This window comes from Exiguobacterium sp. s146, assembly GCF_018618415.1.
Classification (GTDB): domain Bacteria; phylum Bacillota; class Bacilli; order Exiguobacteriales; family Exiguobacteriaceae; genus Exiguobacterium.
This window is the reverse complement of sequence record NZ_JACSMA010000002.1, coordinates 151853-177456: the sequence shown is the minus strand read 5'-3', so window position 1 is coordinate 177456 and position 25604 is coordinate 151853. Positions and strand designations below refer to the sequence as shown.

The 25604-nt window shown below is 54.6% G+C and carries 27 protein-coding genes; 24 read left to right on the top strand and 3 right to left on the bottom strand.

Translation table 11 applies throughout. The annotated features are described in order from the left end of the window. Nucleotides 1–38 precede the first annotated feature (38 nt). Nucleotides 39–383, top strand: coding sequence for a GreA/GreB family elongation factor (locus tag KNP83_RS07515; protein ID WP_214761962.1), 345 nt, complete (start codon nucleotides 39–41; stop codon nucleotides 381–383). On the opposite strand, the gene KNP83_RS07510 is transcribed toward KNP83_RS07515, so the two are convergent. Next, nucleotides 326–1201, bottom strand: a complete 876-nt coding sequence (locus tag KNP83_RS07510) for a YitT family protein (protein ID WP_214761961.1) — start codon at nucleotides 1199–1201, stop codon at nucleotides 326–328. The genes KNP83_RS07515 and KNP83_RS07510 overlap by 58 nt on opposite strands. Nucleotides 1202–1312: 111 nt before the next feature. Here KNP83_RS07510 and bshB1 point away from each other — a divergent pair, with 111 nt between their 5' ends. From bshB1 to nth, 14 genes are all read left to right on the top strand, one after another. Further along, nucleotides 1313–1996, top strand: coding sequence for a bacillithiol biosynthesis deacetylase BshB1 (bshB1, locus tag KNP83_RS07505; RefSeq protein ID WP_214761960.1), 684 nt, complete (start codon nucleotides 1313–1315; stop codon nucleotides 1994–1996). Continuing rightward, nucleotides 1993–3114 (top strand): N-acetyl-alpha-D-glucosaminyl L-malate synthase BshA, encoded by a 1122-nt coding sequence (bshA, locus tag KNP83_RS07500; protein ID WP_214761959.1) that lies wholly within the window; start codon nucleotides 1993–1995, stop codon nucleotides 3112–3114. The genes bshB1 and bshA overlap by 4 nt, the downstream gene beginning before the upstream one ends. Further along, nucleotides 3111–4250 carry a CCA tRNA nucleotidyltransferase gene (locus KNP83_RS07495; protein ID WP_214761958.1) on the top strand — a complete coding sequence of 380 codons (1140 nt, stop codon included), beginning with the start codon at nucleotides 3111–3113 and terminating at the stop codon, nucleotides 4248–4250. Before bshA ends, KNP83_RS07495 begins: the two co-directional genes overlap by 4 nt. Further along, nucleotides 4223–5185, top strand: coding sequence for a biotin--[acetyl-CoA-carboxylase] ligase (locus KNP83_RS07490; protein ID WP_214761957.1), 963 nt, complete (start codon nucleotides 4223–4225; stop codon nucleotides 5183–5185). Before KNP83_RS07495 ends, KNP83_RS07490 begins: the two co-directional genes overlap by 28 nt. 218 nt (nucleotides 5186–5403) lie before the next feature. After that, nucleotides 5404–6240, top strand: a complete 837-nt coding sequence (panB, locus tag KNP83_RS07485) for a 3-methyl-2-oxobutanoate hydroxymethyltransferase (protein WP_214761956.1) — start codon at nucleotides 5404–5406, stop codon at nucleotides 6238–6240. Further along, nucleotides 6237–7067: a pantoate--beta-alanine ligase gene (gene panC, locus KNP83_RS07480; RefSeq protein ID WP_214761955.1), complete on the top strand. Its 831-nt coding sequence runs from the start codon at nucleotides 6237–6239 to the stop codon at nucleotides 7065–7067. The genes panB and panC overlap by 4 nt, the downstream gene beginning before the upstream one ends. A 5-nt stretch (nucleotides 7068–7072) precedes the next feature. Continuing rightward, nucleotides 7073–7456, top strand: a complete 384-nt coding sequence (gene panD / locus KNP83_RS07475; RefSeq protein ID WP_021067221.1) for an aspartate 1-decarboxylase — start codon at nucleotides 7073–7075, stop codon at nucleotides 7454–7456. A 107-nt stretch (nucleotides 7457–7563) separates the two neighbouring features. Then, nucleotides 7564–10374: an ATP-dependent DNA helicase DinG gene (gene dinG / locus KNP83_RS07470; RefSeq protein WP_214761954.1), complete on the top strand. Its 2811-nt coding sequence runs from the start codon at nucleotides 7564–7566 to the stop codon at nucleotides 10372–10374. A gap of 66 nt (nucleotides 10375–10440) precedes the next feature. After that, nucleotides 10441–10626: a YpmA family protein gene (locus KNP83_RS07465; protein WP_214761953.1), complete on the top strand. Its 186-nt coding sequence runs from the start codon at nucleotides 10441–10443 to the stop codon at nucleotides 10624–10626. A gap of 29 nt (nucleotides 10627–10655) precedes the next feature. Further along, the gene (locus KNP83_RS07460) at nucleotides 10656–11099 is read left to right on the top strand and encodes a hypothetical protein (RefSeq protein WP_251139280.1); all 444 of its coding nucleotides are present in this window, start codon (nucleotides 10656–10658) and stop codon (nucleotides 11097–11099) included. 21 nt (nucleotides 11100–11120) lie between these two features. After that, nucleotides 11121–12308 (top strand): pyridoxal phosphate-dependent aminotransferase, encoded by a 1188-nt coding sequence (locus tag KNP83_RS07455; protein ID WP_214761951.1) that lies wholly within the window; start codon nucleotides 11121–11123, stop codon nucleotides 12306–12308. A 20-nt stretch (nucleotides 12309–12328) separates the two neighbouring features. Further along, entirely contained in the window at nucleotides 12329–13630 is a 1302-nt protein-coding gene (gene asnS / locus KNP83_RS07450) for an asparagine--tRNA ligase (protein ID WP_214761950.1), read from the top strand. A 59-nt stretch (nucleotides 13631–13689) separates the two neighbouring features. Then, complete coding sequence (locus KNP83_RS07445) at nucleotides 13690–14277, top strand: DnaD domain-containing protein (RefSeq protein WP_214761949.1); 588 nt, start codon at nucleotides 13690–13692, stop codon at nucleotides 14275–14277. Then, complete coding sequence (gene nth, locus KNP83_RS07440) at nucleotides 14277–14939, top strand: endonuclease III (protein ID WP_214761948.1); 663 nt, start codon at nucleotides 14277–14279, stop codon at nucleotides 14937–14939. The genes KNP83_RS07445 and nth overlap by 1 nt, the downstream gene beginning before the upstream one ends. A gap of 41 nt (nucleotides 14940–14980) precedes the next feature. Here the strand turns inward: nth and KNP83_RS07435 are convergent, their stop codons facing one another. Next, nucleotides 14981–15832 carry a DUF3800 domain-containing protein gene (locus KNP83_RS07435; protein WP_021067230.1) on the bottom strand — a complete coding sequence of 284 codons (852 nt, stop codon included), beginning with the start codon at nucleotides 15830–15832 and terminating at the stop codon, nucleotides 14981–14983. 350 nt (nucleotides 15833–16182) lie between these two features. On the opposite strand from KNP83_RS07435, the gene recU reads away from it, so the two are divergent. From recU to KNP83_RS07395, 8 genes are all read left to right on the top strand, one after another. Then, nucleotides 16183–16779 (top strand): Holliday junction resolvase RecU, encoded by a 597-nt coding sequence (gene recU / locus KNP83_RS07430; protein ID WP_214761947.1) that lies wholly within the window; start codon nucleotides 16183–16185, stop codon nucleotides 16777–16779. Between the two features lie 21 nt (nucleotides 16780–16800). Then, nucleotides 16801–19419 carry a transglycosylase domain-containing protein gene (locus tag KNP83_RS07425; RefSeq protein ID WP_214761946.1) on the top strand — a complete coding sequence of 873 codons (2619 nt, stop codon included), beginning with the start codon at nucleotides 16801–16803 and terminating at the stop codon, nucleotides 19417–19419. 89 nt (nucleotides 19420–19508) lie between these two features. Next, on the top strand, nucleotides 19509–20069 hold the full coding sequence (locus KNP83_RS07420; RefSeq protein ID WP_251139278.1) for a hypothetical protein: 561 nt from the start codon (nucleotides 19509–19511) through the stop codon (nucleotides 20067–20069). 14 nt (nucleotides 20070–20083) lie between these two features. Beyond that, entirely contained in the window at nucleotides 20084–22333 is a 2250-nt protein-coding gene (locus tag KNP83_RS07415) for a DEAD/DEAH box helicase (protein WP_214761945.1), read from the top strand. Continuing rightward, nucleotides 22330–23487, top strand: coding sequence for a ribonuclease H-like domain-containing protein (locus KNP83_RS07410; protein ID WP_214761944.1), 1158 nt, complete (start codon nucleotides 22330–22332; stop codon nucleotides 23485–23487). The genes KNP83_RS07415 and KNP83_RS07410 overlap by 4 nt, the downstream gene beginning before the upstream one ends. Further along, nucleotides 23484–24029, top strand: coding sequence for an SLOG family protein (locus KNP83_RS07405; RefSeq protein WP_214761943.1), 546 nt, complete (start codon nucleotides 23484–23486; stop codon nucleotides 24027–24029). The genes KNP83_RS07410 and KNP83_RS07405 overlap by 4 nt, the downstream gene beginning before the upstream one ends. A 5-nt stretch (nucleotides 24030–24034) precedes the next feature. Next, nucleotides 24035–24334 (top strand): cell division regulator GpsB, encoded by a 300-nt coding sequence (gene gpsB / locus KNP83_RS07400; RefSeq protein ID WP_021067237.1) that lies wholly within the window; start codon nucleotides 24035–24037, stop codon nucleotides 24332–24334. A gap of 18 nt (nucleotides 24335–24352) precedes the next feature. Then, nucleotides 24353–24928, top strand: coding sequence for an NERD domain-containing protein (locus tag KNP83_RS07395; RefSeq protein ID WP_214761942.1), 576 nt, complete (start codon nucleotides 24353–24355; stop codon nucleotides 24926–24928). Between the two features lie 28 nt (nucleotides 24929–24956). Here KNP83_RS07395 and KNP83_RS07390 read toward each other — a convergent pair whose 3' ends face one another. Further along, complete coding sequence (locus tag KNP83_RS07390; RefSeq protein ID WP_251139277.1) at nucleotides 24957–25250, bottom strand: hypothetical protein; 294 nt, start codon at nucleotides 25248–25250, stop codon at nucleotides 24957–24959. Nucleotides 25251–25344: 94 nt separating this feature from the next. On the opposite strand from KNP83_RS07390, the gene KNP83_RS07385 reads away from it, so the two are divergent. Further along, on the top strand, nucleotides 25345–25593 hold the full coding sequence (locus KNP83_RS07385) for a hypothetical protein (protein ID WP_128122614.1): 249 nt from the start codon (nucleotides 25345–25347) through the stop codon (nucleotides 25591–25593). Nucleotides 25594–25604: the final 11 nt, after the last annotated feature.

Genomic DNA, 25604 nt, shown 5'->3' with positions numbered 1-25604 from the left:
GGATTTTTTTTACATTTTGTTTTCGAAAGGAGCAGCAGATGCATCGACCACAGTTGACGACAGCGGGGCGACTCCGCTTACAAGAACAGCTCGAGACGTTGCGCGGCGACAGCCGACGTGAGGCGCTCGAACGTGTCAAGACGGCACGGAAGTTTTGTGATTTTCGTGAAGACGTGACGTATGTAGAGGCGGTCCGGGAACAAGAGCGGATTGAAACCAAAATCATCGAACTGGAGCGACTGCTCGCCGATGCCGTCATCGTCGACGCGGATCGAACCATAACGAAACGCCCCGTTCATCCGAACGGGGCGTTGTTTGTCGTGACTTATTTCAGCGGTACACGGTTTTCGTCGAACGTGAACCCTTCACCGCCGACCTCATAGACGTGGTGGAACGTCACGAAGGCGTGCGGGTCGATCTGTTTGACGATCGTTTTCAAGCGGTTGACCTCATTTCGTCCGACGACGACGTACAGCACTTCGAGCTCTTTGTTCGAATAGCCGCCCTTGGCGAGGAGTCGGGTCGTTCCGCGGTTCATCGTGGCGTGAATCCCGTCAGCGATGGCCGTACGATGGTCGCTGATGATCATGGCGGCCTTGCCGGCATAGGTCCCTTCTTGCATCGAGTCGATGACGCGGGCACCGATATAGACGGCGAGGAGCGTGTACATCGCCTCGCGGATATCGAGATACGTCAAACTGAGGACGATGACGAAAAAGTCGAAGACGAGGAACGTCTTGCCGATCGACCAACCGACGTAGCGTTGGACGAGCCGGGCGATAATGTCGACGCCTCCCGTCGTCCCGCCATTATTGAAGATGATGCCGAGACCGATCCCGATGAAAAGACCGGCGAATAGACTCGCGAGCACCATATCGTCCGTCAAATCGATGATCAAGTTCGAGTATTTGGCGATAAGGGCGTACCAAAGCGAGAAACTGAACGTACCGATGAGCGTGTAAATGAACGTCGTCCGCCCGAGCAGCTTATAGCTGACGAAAAAGAGTGGGATGTTGAGCGCCAAGTTCGTGATTGATGGCGACCAGTCGAACAACCCGCGCAGAATCAAGGTGATTCCCGTGAATCCGCCTTCCGCCAAATTGTTTTGGACGTTGAAATGATAGACGCCGAACGCGAAAATAAAGGAACCGATTAAAATAAAGAATATATTGCGAAACCGAATCGGTAATTGTACCGTCATTTGGTTCACCTCCCACCTAGTAGCGTACTCGAAAAACCTCTTGATTGACTACCCTCTACATATGACATTCCACGATGAGTCCGATATACTTTTCACAGAAGAGGTGATTTTATGAAAATAGTAGCAATCGGGGCCCATCCGGACGATATCGAAATCGGAATCGCCGGCATGACCGCCCAATGGACCGAGGCCGGCATCGACGTCCTGTACGTCGATTTGACACGGGCGGAACTGTCCTCGAACGGGGACGTCGTCACACGCGGCCTCGAAGCTGAAGCGGCCAATCGTGTGCTCGGCATCCGCCGCATCAATCTCGGCTTCCCAGACCGGGGCTTGACCGGGGACGCCACGCAAATCGAGGCGATCGTCCGGTTGATTCGGACCGAGCGTCCGACACACGTCCTGTATCCATACGGCATCGACCGCCATCCCGATCACGGTGCCTGCGCCAGACTCGTCGAGGAGGCGCTCTTTAACGCCGGCATCCATAAATACATGCCCGACGTCCCGGCATATCGGCCGTCGAGCGTCTATCAATATATGATTAACGCCCATACGACACCGGACGTCTGCATCGACATCACGGGGACGATCGAACATAAACTCGACGCGCTTCGGGCATACGCCAGTCAATTCACACCGGTCGACGGCGTGGCGACGCCGCTCACGGACGCCTATCTCGAGCGGGTATTGGCGCGGGAACGTCATTTCGGCAGCTTGATTGGGACCGCCTATGCGGAAGGGTTGATGACGAGCCGCCCGTACGTCGTCCATCGGGCAGGTGAGCTCACATGAGTCTACGCATCGGAGTTCTCTGTTATCCGTCGGTCGGTGGGTCGGGCATTCTCGCCACCGAGCTGGGGATGAAACTCGCCGACCGGGGCCATGACGTCCATTTCATCACGTCGAGCATCCCATTCCGGTTGAACGCCTATCATCCGAACATCACGTTCCACCAAGTCGAGATCAATCAATATTCGGTGTTCCGCTATCCACCGTACGACATCACGCTCGCGTCGAAGATTGCGAGCGTCATCCGGGCGTTCGGCCTCGATGTCATCCACGCCCACTATGCGGTGCCGCACGCCGTCTGTGCCGCCCTCGGGCGCGAGATGGCGGGAACGAAGACGCCGATCGTGTCGACGCTCCACGGCACCGATATTACCGTGCTCGGAGAAGATGAGGAATTGAAGCCGGCGATTTTGTACGGCTTACGGCAATCGAACGCCATCACGGCCGTCTCGGACAGTTTGAAGCAAGAGACGCTCGAGCGGATCGGGTCGGACCTGTCAATCGACGTCATCCATAACTTCATCGATGAGACGGTCTATCAACCGCAGGCTGACACATCGCTCCGCGAGCGGTACGGCTTGTCTGATCACGACCGGGTCGTCATCCATATCTCGAACTTCCGGCAAGTGAAGCGCATCGACCTCGTGCTCGAGGCGTTCCAGCAGATGGACGTCCCGCACAAGAAACTGCTCCTCGTCGGTGACGGTCCACTCATGGGGGCGATGCGTCGCCTCGTGAGCGAGATGGACCTCGAGACGCAAGTTATCTTTGCCGGGAAGCAAGAGCAAGTGGCAGCGCTCTTGTCGATCAGCGACGTCCATATCCTATTATCGGATAAAGAGGCGTTCGGTCTCGTCGCGCTTGAGGCGATGGCGACGGGTGTCCCGTCGGTCGTCAGCGATGCGGGCGGATTGCCGGAAGTCATCACCGACGGCGCGGAAGGCTTCGTCGTCAAACGTGGCGATGCGCAGGCGGCGACAAGAGCGCTCGAAGCGATTTTGCTCGACAAAGAACTGCACGCTCGTTTCCGCGCGAACGGGCTCGAACGGGCCAAACAGTTCGCCTCGGCCGATATCGTCTCGGCGTATGAACAACTCTATGAACAGGTGGTGCGCCCATGACGGAATGGGAATATGCCAAACGGATTATCGAGACGATTAACGCCCACGGCGGGGAAGCGTATATCGTCGGCGGTGCCGTCCGCGATTACATGCGCGGTACGCTGCCGGACGATATCGATATTGCCACGTCGCTCTTCCCGGACGAGGTCATGCGCTTGTTCCCGAAATCGGTGCCGACCGGAATCGACCACGGGACGGTGACGGTCATTCTCGACCACCATCCGTTCGAAGTGACGACGTTCCGGTCAGAAGGGACGTATTCGGACTCGAGACGGCCCGATCACGTGTCGCTCGGCGTCTCGCTCGAGGAGGATATGAAACGGCGTGACTTCACGATGAACGCGATGGCGTTCCATGACGGCAACGTCGTCGACTTGTTCGGGGGACGGATGGACCTCGAGGCACGTGTCATCCGCACCGTCGGCAGCCCGTATGAACGCTTCAACGAGGATGCGCTCCGTATCATGCGGGCGTTCCGCTTCATGGCCCAGCTCGATTTCCGGCTCGACGACGACGTGCAACGGGCCTCGCGCGAGCTCGGCCACAAATTGAAAGACATCGCGATGGAGCGGGTCGCCATCGAGTTCGAGAAGCTGATGGTCGGTCCGGCGTATCGAAAAGCGCTCGCGGCGATGCTTGACCTCGGCATCCATCAGTATTTGCCGAACGTGTCGGCAGAACTGATCGAGCGCGTCATCGCCGACAAGCGGACGCCGATCAATCCGGTCGGGGGCTGGGCGTTGTTCGTCCATCATGCCGCCGCGCCCGATTGGCTGACGCCGTGGAAACGCTCGAACGCGCTGAAGCGGGAGGCGAACGTGCTCGCCCGGTTGTTCACGACCGGCCTCGATACGTTCACGATTTATGAGACGACGACGGAGACGCTGGCGACGTATCTCGAGATGTCGGGACGGCCCGAGACGGCCGAACAGTTGAAGCGGCAGTTGTCGATTCAATCGCGCCGGGAGCTTCGCTTCGACGGACGGGATGCGCTTGAAATCGGGGCCCGGGGTCCGCGCATCAAGCAAGTGCTCGCCCATGTCGAACGGCTCGTGCTGGACGGCGAGCTCGCCAACGAGCCGGAACCGTTACGAAAGGAGGCCGAACAATGGCTTCAACACGCGGAAAAGTATTAAACCTGTTGCAGGACGGGGCCGTCTGGAGCGGTCAAGAGTTGGCCCGCCAGTTAAATATTTCACGTACCGCTATTTGGAAACATATCGAGACGTTGAAACAAGACGGGTATGCGATCGACACGATTCCCCGGAAAGGGTATCAATTGTCCGGCCAGACGGACCGGCTCGATGAACCGGCGTTCGTCTCGTTCCGAAAAGGGCGGTTCGGACAAGTCGTCCATGCGTATGATCAAGTCGACACGACCCAACGCATCGCCCATGAATTGGCGCAAAAGGGCGTGCTTGAAGGGACGCTCGTCATCAGTGAGGAACAGACGGCGGGCCGAGGACAACTCGGCCGGAACTGGTATAATCCGAGCCAGGTCAATATCGCGGCGAGCGTCATCTTGCGTCCGGCGTTGCCGATTCGTGATGCCTCGAAGCTGACGCTCATGGCGGCGAGCGCGTTCGCGCGCGCCTTGCACGCACAAGGCATCCCGGCCACAATAAAATGGCCGAACGACTTGTTGCTCAACGGGAAAAAAATCGGGGGCATCCTGACCGAGATGCAGACGGAGGGCGACCGGATTCAAGCCGTCATCCTCGGGTTCGGGTTGAACGTCAACAGCGACGTCATCCCGGACGAGCTCGCCCATCGCGCGACGTCCATCAAGCTCGAAACGAACCAGACGTATCGAAGAAGCGAGTTGCTCGCGCACTTGCTCGCCGAGCTCGAGACCGAATACGACTTGTTCCTCGCGTCGGGGTTTGGCCCAGTGCGCACTCATTGGCTCGAACATGCCGCCTATTTGAACGAACCGGTGACGTTGACGGCGTCTGGGAAACCACGACGCGGGACGATGCGCGGCATTTCAGAGGAAGGGGCGCTCCTGCTCGAACATGAAGGAGCGGTCGAGCCGATCTACTCTGCCGAGATCGCGGTTTGGAATGATTGATGGAAACGGGTTCATGGTCTATAATGAATGTGCCGGACGCTATCGCTCGCGAAGTGTACCCGTACTGCAGACCGTCACTACATTTATTTGTCTGCCTTGATCATTTTGACAGGGACAGAAGGACACTCATCTACTTGAGATTGTTTTCGTGCGCCTTCTTACCATTCGTGTAGGAAGGCGTTTTTTCTAACCTGTCTCCACATTAGGAGGAGAAGCACATGCATACGATGACTTCGTTATTGAAAAAGATGAAGCAAGAAGAAAAATTGGTCATGTTGACCGCCTACGATTATCCGTCCGCGAAACTGGCCGAGGCTGCAGGCGTCGATATCATTTTAGTCGGTGATTCGCTCGGGATGGTCGTGCTCGGCTACGATTCGACGATTCCCGTGACGATCTCGGATATGGTCCATCACGCGAAAGCCGTACGCCGCGGGGCACGTGACACGTTCGTCGTCGTCGATATGCCGTTCGCGACATACCACGGTGATTTCGACCGCACGCTCCAAGCGGCCGCGACGCTGTTCCAAGACGGACGGGCCGACGCGATCAAGCTCGAAGGGGCGGGCGAGGTACTCGAGACGATCGAGCGGCTGACGAAAGTCGGTATGCCGTGTGTCGCCCACCTTGGCCTCACACCGCAATCGGTCGGTGTGCTCGAAGGGTATAAAGTGCAAGGCAAATCGCTCGAAGATGCGGAACAGTTGATTGCTGATAGCCTCGAGGCGGAGCGGGTCGGTGCGAAGATGCTCGTCCTCGAATGTGTGCCGCATCAATTGGCCAAAAAGATTGCCGAGGCGCTCCACATCCCGGTCATCGGCATCGGGGCGGGCGCTGACGTGGACGGCCAAGTGCTCGTCTATCACGATATCTTGAAATATGGCGTCGACCGTCTTCCGAAGTTCGTCGAGGCGTATGCCGATGTGAACGACGTCGCGACGACGGCGATTCGCAATTATGTCGATGCGACGAAAGACGGCTCGTTCCCGCTTGAACGGCACACGTTCACGATGGATGAGTCATTGCTCGACACGCTCTATGGGGGCAAGGCATGAACATCGTCACGACCCCACGTTCGTTACAGGAAGCATTGACAGGTGTCGGGACGATCGGTTTCGTCCCGACGATGGGCTATTTGCACGAAGGGCACCTCAGTCTCATCGAGGCGGCCGAGTCAGAAAACGACCTCGTCGTCATGAGCATCTTCGTCAACCCGACCCAATTCGGTCCGAACGAAGACCTCGATCGCTATCCGCGTGATTTCGAGCGGGACGAGGCGCTCGCCCGTGAGGCGGGTGTCGACGTCTTGTTCTATCCGAACACGGAGACGATGTATCCGCTCGACATGGCACGGGTGACGGTGCGCACCGGCGCAGACGTCTTATGCGGGGCCAGTCGTCCCGGTCATTTCGATGGCGTCTTGACCGTCGTCTCGAAGTTGTTCAATCTCGTCCGTCCGACCCGCGCTTATTTCGGGTTGAAGGACGCGCAACAAGTCGCGTTAATCGAAGGCTACGTCCGCGACTATTTCGTCCCGGTCGAGATTCGGCGCTGTCCAATCATTCGTGAAGCGTCGGGCCTCGCCAAGTCGTCCCGCAACGTCTATCTGTCGGAGACGGAGACGGCGGATGCGAGTGACATCAACCGTGCTTTAATCGAGGCGCGAGACGCCCTCGCGCAAGGTGAGGCGATTCGAGACGTGATGGCACGGCTCGAGGACCGCTTGAACAACATTCCGAACAGTACGATCGACTATGTCGAAATCAAAGACTATCCAACGTTGACCGAGGTGACCTCGGCGTCAACCGAACTATTGATTGCCGTAGCGGTGCAGTTCGAACGGGCCCGCTTGATTGATAATGTGATTTGGAAGAGAGGATGAATCCAATGATTCGAACATTCATGCACGCAAAACTACACAAGGCGACCGTCACCGAGGCGAACTTGCATTACGTCGGCTCAATCACGATCGATGAAGATTTGATGGACGCGGTCGGGATTATGGAGAACGAGCATGTCCATATCACGAACAACCATAACGGGGCTCGTATCGAGACGTACGTCATCAAAGGCGAACGAGGTTCAGGCGTCGTCTGTTTGAACGGGGCTGCGGCCCGTCATTTCCAAGTCGGGGACGTCGTCATCATCATGGCGTACGGTCAAATGACAGCCGAGGAAGCGAAACAACATCGTCCGAAAGTCGCCGTCTTGAACGAGCGAAACGAGATCGATCAACTTCTTTACGAAGAGATCGCCCATACGATTTTATAAGACGAACGGGGATGTCCGCGAAAGGCATCCCCGTTTTTTCGTGTATCGTTCTATGGTAAGATGAGACAGACAGAAAGCACGAGCGTGCCGAAGATGGGATGGATGTTATGGACACCTATGTGATAGTGGATTTGGAGACGACTGGTCATTCCGTCAAGTCCGGCGACGAACTGATTGAATTTGCGGCGGTGGTCGTTCAAGGGAGTGAAGTGATTGAGCGCTACAGTACCTTGATTCGCCCGAGTCGCCCGATCCCGCCTTTTATCACGCAGTTGACGACGATCACGAATCAAGACGTGGCGGATGCCCCGACGTTTGAGGACGTGATCCCAGATATATGGAAGATGCTAGACGGGCGGATTTTCGTCGCCCACAACGTATCGTTTGATTTGAATTTTTTGAATGAGAGCTTAGAGTTGGCCGGATATATACCGTTCCAGGGCCGGGCCATCGATACGGTCGAACTGGCGCGGATTCTATATCCGACGCTCGAGAGCCACGCGCTCGAATCTCTCGCCGAGACGTTCAACCTCGTGCACACCGATGCTCACCGTGCACTCAGCGACGCCGAGGCGACGGCGGAACTGTTCATTCGTTTAGTCGAGCGGTTGCGCGCGTTACCGCTCGTCACGCTGAAACAATTGCGAAGGTTGTCCGAATCGTGGACAAGCAACGTCGAGCCGTTGCTCGATGAATTGATCATACAAGTCGGGATTCGGGCCGACGATGAGACGACGTACGATATTCATCGGAAAATCGCACTGAGACGCCTTGTCGACACGTTCGAGCCCGCCGTCGAGCGCGAGCCGTTCGAACCGTTCCTGCACCGGACGATTGAAGAGACGCTCCCTGCACTGTTCGGCCAATTCGAGCCACGACAAAGTCAATTCGAGATGATGCGCCATGTCTATAAGGCGCTCGATGACGAAGCGACGCTGTTGATCGAGGCGGGGACGGGGACCGGAAAAACATTGGCGTATTTGATTCCGAGCGCGCATCACGCACTCGAGACGAAACGCCCGGTCGTCGTCAGCACACATACGATTCAATTGCAGGAACAACTGTTGAATCGAGATTTGCCGATTTTAAAGGCGATTTTCCCTGAAATCGAGTTCACGCTATTGAAAGGGAGACGCAATTACATCGACCTCCGCAAGTTCGAGATGATTCTCGAAGAGGCGAACGAAGGCTTGCTCCCGGCGATGTGCAAGGCGATGGTGCTCGTCTGGTTGACCGAGACGGAGACCGGCGACTTGGAAGAGTTGTCGCTACCGGGCGCGGCCTCACAAGGGCCGGCCTCGTTCAAACGGCTCATCCAAGCCGACGCGGCCTCAGACTTCGGCCGTTTCGATCCGTGGTATAGCCGGGACTTCTTCACCCGAGCCGTCTTGCGTTCGAAAGAGGCCGATATCATCGTCACGAACCACGCCTTGTTGTTCTCGGATTTGCAGCATCAGGCCGGGATCCTTCCGACCGATACGCCGCTCATTTTAGATGAGGCCCATCAAGTCGAGGAAGTCGCGTCGCATCACTTCGGTGTGACGTTCGACGCGATTCAGTTCGACCGTTTGTTCAAGTGGTTCGGTTACGGTGCCGATGGCAAGTTCCATTCACGCGTGCTTGGACTCGCTGATTTGACGGCCGTCTCGGAAGAAGCCGAGGCGTTCAGCAAGGCGACCGATCAAGCGCTCGCCCGCGTCGACGACGAACTGAACGATTTGCTCACGGCGCTCCAATCGCTCGGGAAGAAACGCGAACAGCGCCAAACCGTCCGCTTCGATCGGGAAGGGGAGCCGTTCCGTCCAATCCGGGAAGTGGCGAAGCGACTCGAGGACCGTCTGCGGACACTCCGGACGACGCTCCGGCAGCTCCATCGCCTCCTCGATGAGCACAAAGAGCATATGACGTTCAAACAACGGGCCGTGCTCGGTGATTTGAAGGCGTTCATCGGGGACGTGCGCGATATCGAGAGCGTGCTCTACGAGACGATGCTCACGCGGGATGACGATGCGGTCAGTTGGGTCGAACTCAACCTGGCGAACCGCAAGCTGACGTCGGTATACACGCAGCCGGTCGAAATCGGACCGCTCTTGCATGAACGCCTGTTCGCCAAACGTCCGACCGTTTTGACGTCGGCGACGATGACCGTTTCAGGCCGCTTCGGATTCATCGAACGCCGTCTCGGCCTCGATCACGAAGATGTCCGTCGCGTCGTCCTGGCGTCACCGTTCGATTTCAAGAAACAAGCGAAGCTGTTCGTGCCGTCCGACATCCCGCTCATCAACGAAGTGCCGTTGCCACGGTTCGTCGAACAGATAGCGGACTCGATCGCCCAAATCGCCAATGTGACGAAAGGGCGGATGCTCGTCTTGTTCACCTCGAACGAACTGTTGCGGTTGACGCACGAGGCCGTCAAGGACCAGCTCGATGAGGGCTATACGCTCCTCGCCCAAGGCGTCAGCGGCGGGTCACGCAGCCGTTTGACGAAACAGTTCAAGCGCATCGACCAATCGATCTTGTTCGGGACGGCCAGTTTCTGGGAAGGTGTCGACATTCCGGGCGAGGCACTCAGCTGCCTCATCATCGTCCGCCTCCCGTTCGCACCGCCCGACCAACCGGTCATGCAGGCGCGGTCCGAGAAAATCGAGGCGACCGGCAAATCGTCATTCTTCGAGCTGTCACTCCCGCAAGCGGTCATCCGCTTCAAGCAAGGGGTCGGCCGTCTGATTCGCTCGAAAGAGGATTACGGCGCCATCTTCGTCTTCGACCGCCGTGTCGAGACGACACGTTACGGGAAGCAGTTCATCAACAGTTTGCCGGCCGTCGACCGGATTGACGGTCCGCTCGAGACCTCACTCGCCGAACTGGAACTGTTTTTAGACGAGAAAGAGAAGACCGGCCTAGGAAATCAGAGATAACGCTAGGCATGGCGATATTATCGTTTTATAATAATGGGTATAGTGTTTTTTGAAGGAGGAGTAATCATGAATTCGAATATTGAGACGTTGGCGACGGTTCGAATCGAGCCGACGGCAGATGTATACAAAATCGTCGACTTGTTGAACCGCACGTTGAAGGGCCAAGATTTAATGTTCGGTCTTGCTTTAGAGAAAAAAGTGAATGATTCGAAGAAAGAAGAGATGGTGTTCACCATCTATCGGACGGAATGACACGGAAGACGAAAGTAGTGGTTGCGTTCATGACGGCACTGATTGGTGTCGTCATCGTATTTAGTGGCATCTATTGGTTCACGGTCGGTCATACCGAGCGCACAAAAGACAAGATGATCGAGGCGGCACGCGAGCGTCTCGAGACCGAACAACCGGCCGTCAACATCGAACGGGCCGAGCTGTATAACGGGACGGAACCGTACGTCGTTTTCGAGGAAACGGATCAAGTCCAGTTTGTGCCGGTCGATGACAAGTTGCCGATCGTGACGCGTGACATCGCGTCGGTCGACCGCGACCAAGTCTGTGCCGAATCGGTCGCGGAGACGGGCGGGTCACTCGTCAGCTGTAAATACGGGTTTGACGAACGGGCCTTGATCGAGGTCGTCACGAAATCGGGCGCATCGTATACGTATTCGTATTATACGCTCCAAGCAGGCGAATTTATTCGACGGGTCCAATTGACGGACTCGTAACGAAACCAAGGGGGAGTTTTTGTGGAACATCTATTGGCACAACGTGTAAAGCAGTTGACACCTTCAACGACACTCGCCATCACGGCGAAAGCGAAAGCGTTAAAGGCTTCGGGACAAGACGTCATCGGCCTCGGCGCCGGGGAACCGGACTTCAACACGCCGGAACGCATCATCGAGGCAGCCTGTCAGGCCGCTCGCGATGGTGACACGAAGTATACGCCATCTGGCGGGACGGTCGAATTGAAAGACGCGATTATCGAGAAGACGAAGCGCGACAGTAACTTGACGTTCACACGTGCCGAGGTCATGGTCGCCTCTGGTGCGAAGCATGCCCTTTATACATTGTTCCAAGCGATTTTAGATGAAGGAGATGAGGTCATCATCCCGGTACCGTATTGGGTCAGCTATCCGGAGCAAGTGAAGCTCGCAGACGGCGTACCGGTCTACGTCGATACGAACGAGACGACGATGTTCAAACTGACGCCTGATTTGCTCGAGGCGGCCATCACGGATCGGACGAAAGCGGTTATCCTGAACAGCCCGTCAAACCCGACCGGTATGATTTATACCGAGGCGGAGTTGTCGGCCCTCGCGGACGTCATCAAACGCCACGACCTGCTCGTCGTCAGTGACGAGATTTATGAGAAGCTCGTCTACGGCGATGCAGAGTTCGTCTCAATCGCGACGCTTCCAGGCATGTTGGAGCGAACGATCATCATCAACGGCGTCTCGAAATCACACGCCATGACGGGATGGCGCATCGGCTATGCCGTTGGCGATCAGACGATTATTGAGGCGATGACGAACCTCGCATCGCACTCGACGTCGAACCCGACGTCAATCGCCCAAGCGGCGGCGGTCGAAGCGTACAACGGACCACAAGACGACGTCGAAATGATGCGCGTCTCGTTCGCGGAACGACTCGAGATCGTCTATGAGCGTCTGATTGCCATCCCTGGCATCACGTGCTTGAAGCCGCAAGGCGCATTTTACTTATATGCCAACGCCAAAGAGGCGGCATCGATGAGCGGATACGACTCGGTCGACGCATGGTGTGAGGCCGTGCTCGGCGAAGCGTTCGTCGCCCTCGTCCCTGGATCAGGTTTCGGACAGGACGACTACGTCCGCTTGTCTTATGCAACAGAATTGAAACGGGTATTAGAAGCGCTCGATCGAGTAGAAGACTTCATTACACGTAACGCTCGATAAGCGAAAGGATGGATATGGACATGACAACAATTTCAATCAGCCAATTTAAAGATTACGAAGGCCAGACGGTACGCGTCGGAGCCTGGATCGCCAACAAACGTTCGAGCGGAAAGATCGCTTTCCTCCAACTTCGTGACGGGAGCGGCTTCGCGCAAGCGGTCGTCGTCAAAGCCGATGTAGCCGAGGAGTTGTTCGCGCTCGCCAAAGGCGTGACGCAAGAGACGTCGGTCTGGGTCACTGGTACGGTCAAATCGGACGGCGGGCGCACACCGCTCGGTTTCGAGCTCGAAGTGACGGCGATGGAAGTGATCGCGGAATCGGTCGACTATCCGATCACACCGAAAGAGCACGGTACCGAGTTCTTGATGGACAACCGTCACCTTTGGCTCCGTTCGCGTCGTCAGCATGCGATCATGAAAGTCCGCAACGAATTGATTCGGTCGACGTATGAGTTCTATAACCAAGAAGGGTTCGTGAAAATCGATCCGCCGATCATCACCTCGAGCGCACCAGAAGGCACGACGGAATTGTTTGAGACAGATTACTTCGGACAACCGGCCTACTTGTCACAAACGGGCCAGCTTTACATGGAAGCTGCTGCGATGGCACTTGGCAAAGTATTCTCGTTCGGACCGACGTTCCGCGCCGAGAAATCGAAGACGCGCCGCCACTTGATCGAGTTCTGGATGATTGAGCCGGAGATGGCATTCTTCGACCACGACATGAGCCTCGAGCTTCAAGAGCGTTACGTCTCGTATATCGCCAAATCGGCGCTCGAGAACTGCCGCAACGAACTCGAATTGCTCGGACGCGACTTGTCGAAACTTGAGAAAGTGCAAGCGCCGTTCCCGCGCGTCCGTTACACGGATGCCATCAAGTTCTTGAAAGACGAAGGCTTTGACGACATCGAGTACGGCGACGATTTCGGTGCCCCTCACGAGACGGCCATCGCCAACGCGCATGACCTCCCGGTGTTCATCACACATTGGCCGAAAGACATCAAGCCGTTCTATATGAAGGTCGACCCGGAGAACCCGGAACTTGTCCTCTGTGCCGACTTGATCGCGCCGGAAGGCTACGGCGAAATCATCGGCGGCTCGCAACGTGAAGACGATTACGACCGCTTGAAAGAAGAAATCATTAAAGAAGGTCTCGATGAGACGGATGCGTACGATTGGTATCTCGAACTCCGCAAATACGGGTCGGTCCCGCACTCTGGCTTCGGTCTTGGCCTTGAGCGTACGGTCGCCTGGATCAGCGGTATCGAGCATATCCGCGAAGCGATCCCGTTCCCACGCCTCTTGAACCGCATTCACCCATAATCGCCAATCGGGGATGACTTCGTCTTCCCCGATTGATTTGTCTAGAAAGGATGTGCGACATGGATGCACATAATCTAATCAAGCTGTTCGAACAAAATCCAGTCGTCGTTCCGAGAAAACTGTTCACGGAGGCACGTCGTCTCAACTTGAGTCCGGTCGAGTTCAATCTCATCATCCACTTGCTGGAGATGACGGGGGAAGGCATCGAGATGCCGCTCCCGAGCGAACTCGGCGACCGGATGAACGTGGCTGAGAGCGAGGCCCGCGCCGTCTTGCTCGGCTTGCTCCAAAAAGAGTTGATTGCCATCGACGCGTCGGCCGAGGTCGAACGATATAGCTTGTTGCCGTTATTCACGGCGCTCGACGGAGCGGTGACACCGGAAACGTCGACCCATTCGTTGAATGAGAGCATCATTCATACATTTGAGCGCGAGTTCGGGACGATCACCCCGTTCGAGATTGAACAGATTGTCGGTTGGCTGACCGAGGACGGCTTCAGCGAAGAGCTGATTATGGCCGCGCTTCGGGAGGCGAAACTACGTAACGTACGCAACTTCAAATATATGGACAAGATTCTCCGAGTGTGGCAAGACCATAACGTCGAATCACTCGAGGATCTCGTCGATTATCAACGGAGGAAAAAGTGATGTTGACGAGAGCCCAATTGACCGAAGTGTCTGACACGATGCGTCGCATGTTCCCGGACGCCCACTGTGAGTTGACGCATCGAAATCCGTTCGAGCTTGTCGTAGCCGTGGCGTTATCGGCACAGGCGACCGATGCGCTCGTCAACAAAGTGACGCCAGGTCTGTTCGAGGCCTATCCGACCGTCGAATCGATGGCAACGGCCGACGTCGCCGACATCGAGGCATTAATCAAGCGCATCGGTCTGTATCGGAACAAGGCGAAAAACGTCAAGGCGCTCTCGATGCAAATCGTGGAGCGTCACGACGGGATCGTCCCGTCTGATCGCGAATCGCTCGAAGCGTTGCCTGGCGTCGGACGGAAGACGGCGAACGTCGTCTTGTCGGTCGCGTTTCATGAACCCGCGTTCGCGGTCGATACGCACGTCGAGCGCGTCTCGAAACGTCTCGGCATCTGTCGCTGGAAAGACAACGTCCGTCAAGTCGAAGACACGCTCATGAAGAAGTTCCCGCGCGACGAATGGTCGCAGCTCCATCACCAGTTCATCTTCTTCGGCCGCTATCACTGCAAGGCGCAACGTCCCGCTTGTGAGACGTGCCCGTTGCTCGATATGTGCCGCGAAGGGAAGAAACGGATTAAGTCCAAGCAAGCGACCGGACAATGAACGAAAAAACTGCCTTGCCGAAATGTTCGGCAAGGCAGTTTTTAGTGGTTCCACGGATGGTCGCTCCATTCGCGACGCTTTTTGGTGATCGGTACTTTTTTGAATCCCCAGTTGCGGAAGTCTTGGTCAGGACTTTCTTTACGAATGTAAATCTTGTCCTTGATGGCTTTAAAGATGCGGTTCTCATCCCCATAATGGACGAACCGTGGTTTTACTTCGATGACGCCGCGGCGCACACGAGAGAGTGGGAGGCAGACGAGGTCAGCGATTTCGAGCCCAGACTGATACACTGTGTTCTGCTTCTCGGAAAAGATGAAGCCTTTGATTTTTTGACGGCTCTTCTCGACGTCGAGATGGACCGTTCCTGAATTGAAGATATCGAAGAACGCTTTTTGGATGAGCAAGTTTTGATAGTCATCCCGAGATTCCAAGACGACGCGGGCGCTAACGGCTTCCGTCTCTTCCAAAAACGCATAGAACGACTTCATCAAGTGGGCGAACGCGACGACGTACGGGTCTTTCGGTGTCGAGTAGAAGTCATGGAGCTTTTGTTTATCGACCTCGACGCTGACAATCGTGCAATCGATATCGCGCAAGAAATCAGGCAACTTGTTCCAGAAGTCACGGAGCATATCGATCGTGATGCCATCCTCTTTCCCGTAAGGATGCTCGGCCTTTAAAATCTCTTTTAAATGGAGCGGGATATTCTCTGTCTTGAACACGTCGCGTTTGAAGGCGTGTAACCGACGCTTCAATTCACAAGGCATGCCGGCTTCGTCAGCATCGATCGCATATTTATATTCCATCAACACGCCGGTCAGGTTAAATTGTGTGTTTCCCTTTGGCGTCCCCGTCTCATCGACGAACATGACATACTTCTTTTGTGTTTCCATCTTACTCCTCCAACCATGGCTCTATTGTTTATAACAGCGAGCCTGCTAATTGTTTGCCAACCTTGCGTACACTATTTATGCACATTTTTAGAAACTTCCGTCAATCAGCGTTTAATCCGCCTTGATTATGGCTAATAAGTAGAAGACTTATTTCAGAAAAATAAAAAGCTTCTCCGTAACAAGGTCGTGTCAATTTGACTACACAATGCACTACATACTAGTTTAACATACGGGAGTTTGGTACGATATGGATTGCGGAAAATCCACGCAGGAGTCGAGCGACAGAACTCGACAATCAGACTTCAGACGGAAGGAACGGCTGGGCGAACCTGTTAAACTAGATATTAGGGGTGACGACATTGTTCCACTATCCAAACGGAAAAAAGCCGAAACCTTCGGCTGAGCCGGCCCGCTCGAATCCGCAGACGTATGCGAACCGAGGGATGAACCTCGAGACGCTGCTGAACGACACGAACGAGTATTATCGGCTTCACAGTCGGGCGGTCATTCATAAGAAACCGACGCCGCTGCAAATCGTGAAAGTCGATTATCCGAAACGGAGCGCGGCAAAAGTGACAGAGGCGTATTTCAAGCAAGCATCGACGACCGATTATAATGGGGTGTATCGTGGCAAGTACATCGATTTCGAGGCGAAAGAGACGAACAATAAAACGTCATTTCCGCTCGGAAACTTCCACGACCACCAAATCCACCACATGCGCGAGTGTGAGCGGCATGGAGGGATTTGTTTTGTCATCATTCGGTTTAGCCGCTATAATACGCAATATGTGTTATCAACAGAGCAATTATTAGTCTGGTGGGAACAGCGTGAATCAGGACGCAAGTCGATTCCGCTCTCCTATATTGAGCAAGAAGCAATTGAAGTTCCAACCCGGGCAATGCCCGCCATCGATTATTTGACGGCGATTGAAGCATGGCTCGATTGAAATAGAAGGAGTGAAGCGTGAATGGAACGAAGTCGGATGGCACGTCGACAAGACACGACGACCAATAAACGTAAACCAGCGGCCAAAAAGCCAAAACCAAAAGCGAAGAAATCGAAGTTTCGACGCATCATAACGATACTAGGGATTTTATTCATCATCGGCGTCATCGCCGGCGGCGCATACACCGCGTATGCGATCGCGACAGCACCACCGCTCGATGAAGAGAAATTGGTCGATACGTACCCGATTCAACTGTTATCGGCTGAAGGAGAACCGCTCGAGGAGAACGGACAGATCCGTGAGTACGTCTCGATTGACGATATTTCAGAAGTAATGCAACAAGCGGTCATCTCGATTGAGGACCGTCGTTTCTACGAGCATAACGGTGTCGACTTGCGCCGCATCGGTGGCGCCGTGCTCGCGAACGTGACCGACGGCTTCGGAGCTGAAGGTGGTTCGACGATTACGCAACAGCTCGTCAAGCAGTCGTTCTTATCAACGGATAAAAAGTTGAAACGGAAACTGCAAGAGCAGTGGCTCGCCATCAAACTTGAGCGTGAGTACACGAAAGAACAGATTTTAGAGATGTACTTGAACAAGAACTATTACGGTTCAGGGGCATGGGGCGTCCAAGCGGCTTCGAAGACTTACTTCAATAAACCGGTCTCGGAAGTGAACTATCAAGAGGCGGCCATCTTGGCCGGTCTCCCACAACGTCCGAGCGCCTATGACCCAATCAGTGGCGACCAAGAGCTCACGCGTTACCGTCAAGAGCAAGTGCTCTCGTCGATGAAACGTGACGGTCACATCACGGAAGAACAATACAACGAGGCGCTCGACGTCGAGATTGCGGACATCATCTCACCAGGTGCCCAATCGGAAGAAGAGTCGTATACACGTTCGATTTACGCTCGCGTCCAAGCTGAGCTTGAAGAAGATTATGGTCTCGAGCAGGCGGACATTTACGGGACGGGCTTGAAGGTGTACACGTCAATCAATAAAGAGTTGCATACGAAGTTCAACAGCGACATTAAGAACAACAACGTCAATCTGCCTGCAGATCAGTTCCCAGAAAATCTTCGCATGGGGGCGACCGTATTGAACACGAAGACGGGTGAAATCATCGCCGTCATCGACAGTGAACAGGCGAAACAAGGCGACAAGAACTATCGTGACTATTCGCGTGAGAAACGCCAAATCGGGTCGACGGCGAAGCCGTTCTTCGATTACGGTCCAGGGATTGAGAACGCACAGTGGTCGACCGGGAAAGTGTTAATCGATAAACCGTTTCCTGAAGGTGAGTTTAACCCGAAAAACTATTACCCTGAATATCGGGGTGCCAACACGATGCGCTATTACTTGACAATCTCGGGTAACACGCCGGCCGTCCGAGCCTTCAATGAAGTAAAAGAAGAGTTCGGACCTGAGGCAATCGAATCATTCGTCGAGAACGTTGGCATCGAACCGGCGCGTTCGGGTGACGAGCTGCTACCTGCGAACAGTCTCGGTGTAGCGGAAGCAAGCACGACGCAAATGGCGGCCGCCTATGCGGCGCTCGGCACGAACGGGATGTATACGAAGCCGCACTTGATTCAAAAAATCGAGTTCAATGACGGCTCGACCATCAACTCGCCAATCAAGGCGAAGCAGGCGATGGAAGACTATACGGCATATATGTTAACGGACATGCTCCGTGACGTCGTCAGCGGGTCGAACGGCACGTATGAACCAGGCGCGTTCCCGTATGACGTCGCTGGGAAAACCGGGACGACGAACGATGATAATGGTGACGAAAAGGATAAATGGTTCACCGGCTATACGACCGACTATTCGATTTCGGTATGGTCAGGTCGTCCAAATGACGTACCAGTCTCGGTGTTTAAACCGAACTACGCTCAATACTACTTCGAGTATATGATGCAAGAAGTGACGAGAGCGACGGGTCAGCCGGAACGCTTCCAACAACCGGAGTCGGTGCTCTCGCTCGGCAACGAGTTGTACGTCAAAGGGACGAAACCGAAAGACTTACAGCCGGATAAATTGGCCGCTCCAACCGGCGCATCGATTGACTATGATGTGCCAGGCGAGACAGGTACACTCTCGTGGTCATATGACACACAAGGGGTACAAGCCGCTGGCTACCAAGGTCTTTCGTTCACTGTGACGGAGACACGTCCAGACGGTAGCGAGCGTGTTGTCGGGACGACCGAGGACACGAGTATCGCAATCTCAGGACTCGCTGAAGGGCAGACGACGTTCACGATTGTCGCCAACGCGACGAACGCGCTCGTCGGCGATCAACAGTCGAGCCCGCTCCAAACCTCTTACACGGTCGAACGAGGCGAGGAGCCTCCGGCCGAAGAGGAAGAAGAGCCAGCGACGGAAGAGACGCCGCCTGCAGAGGAAGGCGAACCGACCGATGGTGAGACTACCGAGAACAACGGCGATACAGATAACAATGGCAACAACGAGAATAATGGAAACGACACGAACACTGAAGACGAGAACACGGAACCACCGACCGAAGAAGAACCGCCAGCCGATGAGGAAGCGGATTCGAACGGAGACGTCAGCCGTCAATCGACAGACTCGAATGGCCGGGGTAACGGCAACGGGAATGGCAACGGTGGTCGTGACTAAACCGACTCACAGGAAACAGGGCGACATCAGCGCCCTGTTTTTCTGTTTCGTTTGCTATAATGAAAAGAAAGCGAATAGGATGGTGACACATGGTACAACTCTCACTGAAACGCAAGATGAAAGTGTTGTTTGTGATCGACCGACTGCAAGACGATGATTTAGGTATTCCGTTACACGGTATCAACGGCTTGAAAATGAGCCGATTGCTCATCGAGGAGTCGATTCCGTTCGGACGTTTGATTGATGATCAAGCTATAGCCGAGGCCAGTGGTCATTCCTATTTGAAACGAATCGGTGTCGAGACGATGTTCCTCGGCGACGAATCATTCTATCCAGAACTTCTGCGCGGTAAGCGTCAAGCGCTCGCGACGCATGAAGACTATCATAAAGCGGTGCAGCGTTACACGAAACATTTGCAAGCCGTCCATTCGAAATGTACGAAGCTACATACCATCGTCTTGTTCGGGCGGTCGACGCAGCGGTTGTATGACGATGCGATCATTCGACTCGAAGAAGAGAATGGACATGTGGCCGACGCCTTCAAAGAGATGGCGGTGCTGCGCTTACCTGCCGTCCATCGGCTCGTACGCGATGAACGAATCAGCGAAGTGAAATCAATCGTGGAGCGACTCGCACCTTCGAAATCGTAAAGAAGGTGAACCTCATGCGGAAAAAACGTTCCGTCGAAGAAATGATCCATACGCTCAAGACCGACCCGGGCTTTTCTCAAAACGTGACACATTGGCATATGGTCGAGGCGAAACCGGCCCGTTACGCGCCGATTCCGTCGAGTGTGCCACCAGACCTCGTCCGGGTGTTACATGACCGGGGCATTGAACAACTATACACGCATCAAGCCGAAGCAATCGAGCAGACGGCGCGCGGGAACTCGACGGTCATCGTCACCCCGACCGCATCCGGGAAGACGCTCTGCTACAATCTACCCGTACTGTCGAAAATGATTGAACAACCGACAGCCCGGGCGCTTTACTTATATCCGACGAAGGCGCTCGCGCAAGACCAAAACAGTGATTTGATGGAGATGGTCGAAGCACTCGAAGGCGATTTGCGTTGCTTCACTTACGACGGCGATACGGCACCGGCAGCCCGGACGAAAGTGCGTGACGCCGGCAATATCGTCATCACGAACCCAGATATGTTGCATTCCGGCATCTTGCCGCACCATACGAAGTGGATTCGCTTGTTCGAGAATTTAGAGTATATCGTCGTCGACGAGTTGCATACGTATCGTGGCGTGTTTGGAAGCCATGTCGCCAACGTCTTCCGCCGTTTGAAACGGATTTGCGCCTATTATGGCAGTCATCCGAAATGGATTATGACGTCGGCGACGATTGCCAACCCGGTCGAATTGGCTGAACTGCTGACGGAAGAAGACGTCGTCCTCGTCGACAATAACGGGGCACCGCAAGGCAAGAAACATTTGATTTTCTATAATCCGCCCGTCGTCAATGAGGCGCTCGGCATTCGCCGCAGTGCGACGCTCGAGACGAAGCGGATCGCTTCAAAACTCGTCGAGGCAGATATCCAGACAATCGTCTTCGCCCGCTCGCGCGTCAGGGTCGAGGTGTTGTTGACGTATTTACAAGAATTAACGCGGCGCGAACTCGGTCCGAAGTCGATTGTCGGATATCGGGGTGGTTACTTGCCGTCGGAACGTCGTGAAATCGAGCGTCGGCTCCGCAACGGAGAGATTAAAGCCGTCGTCTCGACAAACGCGCTTGAACTCGGCGTCGATATCGGTCAATTGCAAGCGTGCGTCTTGAACGGCTATCCGGGCACGGTCGCCTCGATGTGGCAACAAGCCGGCCGAGCTGGACGTCGTCATTCCGAGGCGCTCGTCATCTTCGTCGCCTCGTCGTCATCGCTCGACCAACTCGTCGTCGAACAGCCTGATCTCATTTTAGATCGGTCTCCGGAAGCGGCGCGTCTCGACCCGAACAACTTGATCATCCTCGTCGACCATATGAAATGTGCCGCCTTCGAACTCCCTTTCCAAAAAGGAGAGCGGTTCGGCACTGTCGAGACGGAAGAGATTCTCGATTTCTTGACGGACGCCCACATCTTGCATGAGCGGGCCAATAAATATTATTGGATGACCGATGCGTTCCCGGCCCATGACATCTCGCTTCGAACGAGTGACCAAGAGAACGTCGTCATCGTCGATCAAACCGCGAAGAACCAAGTCATCGGCGAGATGGATACGTTCAGCGCGATGACGTTGCTTCATGACGAGGCCATCTATTTACATGGCGCCGAGCAGTATCAAGTCGAGCGCCTCGACTTTGAAGAGAAGAAAGCGTATGTCCGACGTGTCGACGTCGACTACTATACGGACGCCAATTTGGCGGTCGAGCTGAAAGTGTTGGAAGAGAACAAGACGACCGGCGTGAAGACGTTCGGGGAAGTATCGGTCATCGCGATGGCGACGCTGTTCAAGAAAATCAAGTTCGGGACGCATGAAAATATCGGTTCCGGACCGATTCACTTGCCGGAACGGGAACTGCATACGACCGCGACCTGGTTCACGCTCGATGAACGGTTCGCCTACTCGGAAGCCGACATGGAAGACCAACTCGAGGCGGTCAGCGACCTGTTGCGGCGCCTGGCCCCGCTCTATTTGATGTGTGACACGCTCGATCTGTTCACGACGATTCAAATGAAAGCGACCCATACGAACAAACCGACCGTCTATTTATACGACCGTTACCCGGGCGGCATCGGGCTGAGCGAGGCGCTCTATCGCGACGCCGACGACGTATTGGATGCAGCGATTCGAACGGTCGACGATTGTCCGTGCGAGAGCGGTTGTCCGCGTTGTGTCGGGATGATCGGCTACGGTGACTTTAAACAGCAGGTCGTCAGACAGTTGCAAGCATTGAAAGGAACGATATGAAAGCAAAACTATCACGACTTATTAAAACGAATGAACCGAAACCGACGACCGTGACGCCGGATGACGTCGAACAGGCGAAGTGGCGCGAGCGCGGCGGAGAAATTTTGACGTTCGAACAAGAGTGGTGCGTCCGCTTGAAACAGGTTTATCCGCTCGAGGAGACATATCATGACTATACGTTCGGCGAGGCCAAAGCCTCGCTCGCGACATCGACCCATCCGTTTTTTCAAGTCGATGTCCCGTCCGAGCAGGTGTTGTTCATGGACACCGAGACGACCGGGCTCCGCGGCTCAGGCACCTCCATCTTTTTAATCGGGTTCGCGCGCTTCCAAGACGATCATCTGGAGATGATTCAATACGTGTTGCCGCACCCAGCGTTCGAGACGGCGTTTTATTATCATTTCTTGAACGATATCGGCGACGAGGTCCGTTTCGTGACGTATAACGGCAAGTCGTTCGACTGGCCCCAAATTAAAACAAGGCATACGTTCGTCCGTTCCAAAGTCAAGGCGCTTCCGGCCGTCGGCCATGTCGACTTGTTGCATGCCTCCCGCCGTCTGTTGAAACCGACGCTTGAATCGGTCTCGCTCAAAGCGGTCGAGGCCCACTTCGGCCACGCCCGGACGGACGACATGCCTGGTTTTTTGGCGCCGATGCACTATTTTCAATATGTGAAAGAGCGGGAACCGGCAATCATTCAGCCCGTCATCGAGCACCACCATGCCGACTGCTTGAGTCTCGTCTCGCTCTATAAACGGCTCTGTCATCTCGTCGAAGCCGATGAAACGCCGTTCGGTGAAGAAAGGGCCCACTGGTTGAACGACCTCGGCAACGCCGAGGCGGCGCTCCAAGAATATGAGCGCCTCGAACGGCCGACGAAACGTGCCTTAATGCGTCAAGCGCTGTTGTTGAAACGGACCGGGCAGATGGAACAGGCGTTGCCGCTGTTCGAACAGGTCGGTACGGTCGAGGCGCTCGTCGAGCTGGCGAAATATGCCGAGCATCATCAAAAAGACATCGACCGGGCCATCACGTTCACCGAGCAGGCGCTGACGCTGGCGGAACGGAAAGAGACGGTGCTTCGACAGACCGCCTTGACCGAGATGCGGGCGCTCCGTCACCGAATGAGCCGGTTAGAAAGGAAGCGATCATGAAAGTTGTCGCCATCACCGGATATCGGCCACATGAGCTCGGCATCTTCAAAGCCGACCATCCCGGCATCGATATCATCAAGGAAGCGTATCAGCGAAAAATAATGGAAGCAATCGAACTCGGGGCCGAATGGTTCATCTTTAGTGGCACGAACGGTTGTGAATTGTGGGCTGGAGAAGTATTGTTAGAGTTAAGAGAAACGTATCCAATCAAAATAGCCGTCTTCCCACCCTTTTTACAAATGGAAGAGAAGTACAAGCCGTTTGAACAAGAACTGTTCATCCGCTTGCAACTCGAGGCTGACTTTTTTGAACCGCTGACCCAACGTCCGTATGAGGACCCGAGCCAATTGCGCGCAAAAACCGCCTTCTTTTTGGACAAAGCAGCAGGATTAATCACGCTGTATGACGAAGAGACGGGGGGAAGCCCTCGTTTTCTCGTGGAAGGGGCTAAACGAAAACACCAGATGGAGTTATTCTTGATTACGCCGGAAGAGTTGCGTGTAATCGAAGAAGAAAAACAATGGGAACAACATTGGGAGTGATAATGATGCAAACCGAATTAACAGCTGAAGCCATTTATAAACAAGAATTCAAAACCGCCCTCCGCGGCTACTCACAAGAAGAAGTCGACCAGTTCTTGGACGTCGTCATCCGCGATTACGAGAAGATGACGAAAGAGATCGAACGGTTGCGCCAAGAGAACGAGTCGCTCCGTCGCGGTTCGAACGAACAAGCAGCAGAACCGGTCAAACCGGCCCAGCCTGTCGCGTCGAACTATGACATGTTGCGTCGCATCTCGAATTTAGAAAAGGCCGTCTTCGGAAAACAGGTCGGTCCAAGCGAATAAAGGGAGGAGGTGGAGAAGATGTTACAAGTATTGACGGCCGTCAAGAAAGAACCTGAGAAACGACAGACGAAAGGCTTGTTCCGCAAGAAAGAAGAAGTCATCGCACCACCAAAGTCATATACGGACGAGGTTGTCGAGATCATTCGTCATACGTGTCGCTTTGATTGGATGATGATTGAACACGTCCAGCTCGGCGATGATGTGCTCGATTATGTGTTGGTCGGACCGAAAGGCGTCTTTTTAGTCCGCATCAATCGGACGACGTCGGCCGTTCATATGACGAACCGGGATTGTCGTCTCGAGACGCCGCTCGGTTGGAAAAACATCTATCCGCATCCGATGGAAGAACTTGAGCGGATGACGAAGCACGTCCGGAGCGTCTTGAAGAAGCAATGCGGACAAGCCGTCCCCGTCACGTCATTTTTGATTTTCCCGGAGACACCGCGTCTCAAAGTGGAGCGCATTAAAGCGAACTGTGCCGAGACGTTCGATGTGATTGACGACGTCATCACGAAGACGAAGCTCGAGCTGTTGTCCGAGGCGACGATCAAGCATATCGCCTATTATTGCTCGGAACGTCAAGTACATAAATGAAAATGGCGCTGAAGAGTCAGCGCCATTTTTATTTCAATAATTGTCGAGCCTGTTGTGCGTCTTTACGATGGACGAACAACGCGACCCGGTCGTCCAAGTTTTTCGCGAGCGGACGGAATAGACGTCCGGTCGGCAAGCCATGTTCGACACGGCAGGTGATGCCTTGTTCTGTCAAATACGTATAGTCGTCGAGCAGTGCCTCGCCTTGTTTGCCGAACGCCTCACCGAAGCGGACCCACCGTAAGTTGCGGACGGCACGGATTGAGACGAGAATGACGAATGTGATGCCTAAGACGATAATCAAAATAGTTTCCAAATCCAAAGTATTCAACCCCTTCTTTACATAATTTTAAAGTCGCATCCGGTTGAAAGCAACAACGATGGACCGGTATACTCAAAGAAAGTGGGGGATGACTATGAAAACAACGATTCAATCGCGTCGCGAAGCCGTGACGCTGTTAGAAGACAAGCACGTGCTCTATATCCGCATCCATAACGGACAGACCGGGATGATCAAACAAACGGAAGACGGCATCATCATCGCGATTCCGAATGAAGAGACGGATAAGGTCGATTTTCGCAAGTTGGAAGACATGGAAGCGTTCGAGGCGTTCTACGACTTGACGCTGTCGAAACCAGGGACGCTGTATTATAACCAAGCGTGAACAAAGCTCCA

Excerpts from the sequence above, each read along its gene's own strand:
- KNP83_RS07515 (WP_214761962.1), top strand. The coding sequence starts at position 39 with ATGCATCGACCACAGTTGACGACAGCGGGGCGACTCCGCTTACAAGAA.
- KNP83_RS07510 (WP_214761961.1), bottom strand. The coding sequence starts at position 1,201 with ATGACGGTACAATTACCGATTCGGTTTCGCAATATATTCTTTATTTTA.
- bshB1 (WP_214761960.1), top strand. The coding sequence starts at position 1,313 with ATGAAAATAGTAGCAATCGGGGCCCATCCGGACGATATCGAAATCGGA.
- bshA (WP_214761959.1), top strand. The coding sequence starts at position 1,993 with ATGAGTCTACGCATCGGAGTTCTCTGTTATCCGTCGGTCGGTGGGTCG.
- KNP83_RS07495 (WP_214761958.1), top strand. The coding sequence starts at position 3,111 with ATGACGGAATGGGAATATGCCAAACGGATTATCGAGACGATTAACGCC.
- KNP83_RS07490 (WP_214761957.1), top strand. The coding sequence starts at position 4,223 with ATGGCTTCAACACGCGGAAAAGTATTAAACCTGTTGCAGGACGGGGCC.
- panB (WP_214761956.1), top strand. The coding sequence starts at position 5,404 with ATGCATACGATGACTTCGTTATTGAAAAAGATGAAGCAAGAAGAAAAA.
- panC (WP_214761955.1), top strand. The coding sequence starts at position 6,237 with ATGAACATCGTCACGACCCCACGTTCGTTACAGGAAGCATTGACAGGT.
- panD (WP_021067221.1), top strand. The coding sequence starts at position 7,073 with ATGATTCGAACATTCATGCACGCAAAACTACACAAGGCGACCGTCACC.
- dinG (WP_214761954.1), top strand. The coding sequence starts at position 7,564 with ATGGACACCTATGTGATAGTGGATTTGGAGACGACTGGTCATTCCGTC.
- KNP83_RS07465 (WP_214761953.1), top strand. The coding sequence starts at position 10,441 with ATGAATTCGAATATTGAGACGTTGGCGACGGTTCGAATCGAGCCGACG.
- KNP83_RS07460 (WP_251139280.1), top strand. The coding sequence starts at position 10,656 with ATGACGGCACTGATTGGTGTCGTCATCGTATTTAGTGGCATCTATTGG.
- asnS (WP_214761950.1), top strand. The coding sequence starts at position 12,329 with ATGACAACAATTTCAATCAGCCAATTTAAAGATTACGAAGGCCAGACG.
- KNP83_RS07445 (WP_214761949.1), top strand. The coding sequence starts at position 13,690 with ATGGATGCACATAATCTAATCAAGCTGTTCGAACAAAATCCAGTCGTC.
- nth (WP_214761948.1), top strand. The coding sequence starts at position 14,277 with ATGTTGACGAGAGCCCAATTGACCGAAGTGTCTGACACGATGCGTCGC.
- KNP83_RS07435 (WP_021067230.1), bottom strand. The coding sequence starts at position 15,832 with ATGGAAACACAAAAGAAGTATGTCATGTTCGTCGATGAGACGGGGACG.
- KNP83_RS07425 (WP_214761946.1), top strand. The coding sequence starts at position 16,801 with ATGGAACGAAGTCGGATGGCACGTCGACAAGACACGACGACCAATAAA.
- KNP83_RS07420 (WP_251139278.1), top strand. The coding sequence starts at position 19,509 with ATGGTACAACTCTCACTGAAACGCAAGATGAAAGTGTTGTTTGTGATC.
- KNP83_RS07415 (WP_214761945.1), top strand. The coding sequence starts at position 20,084 with ATGCGGAAAAAACGTTCCGTCGAAGAAATGATCCATACGCTCAAGACC.
- KNP83_RS07410 (WP_214761944.1), top strand. The coding sequence starts at position 22,330 with ATGAAAGCAAAACTATCACGACTTATTAAAACGAATGAACCGAAACCG.
- KNP83_RS07405 (WP_214761943.1), top strand. The coding sequence starts at position 23,484 with ATGAAAGTTGTCGCCATCACCGGATATCGGCCACATGAGCTCGGCATC.
- gpsB (WP_021067237.1), top strand. The coding sequence starts at position 24,035 with ATGCAAACCGAATTAACAGCTGAAGCCATTTATAAACAAGAATTCAAA.
- KNP83_RS07395 (WP_214761942.1), top strand. The coding sequence starts at position 24,353 with ATGTTACAAGTATTGACGGCCGTCAAGAAAGAACCTGAGAAACGACAG.
- KNP83_RS07385 (WP_128122614.1), top strand. The coding sequence starts at position 25,345 with ATGAAAACAACGATTCAATCGCGTCGCGAAGCCGTGACGCTGTTAGAA.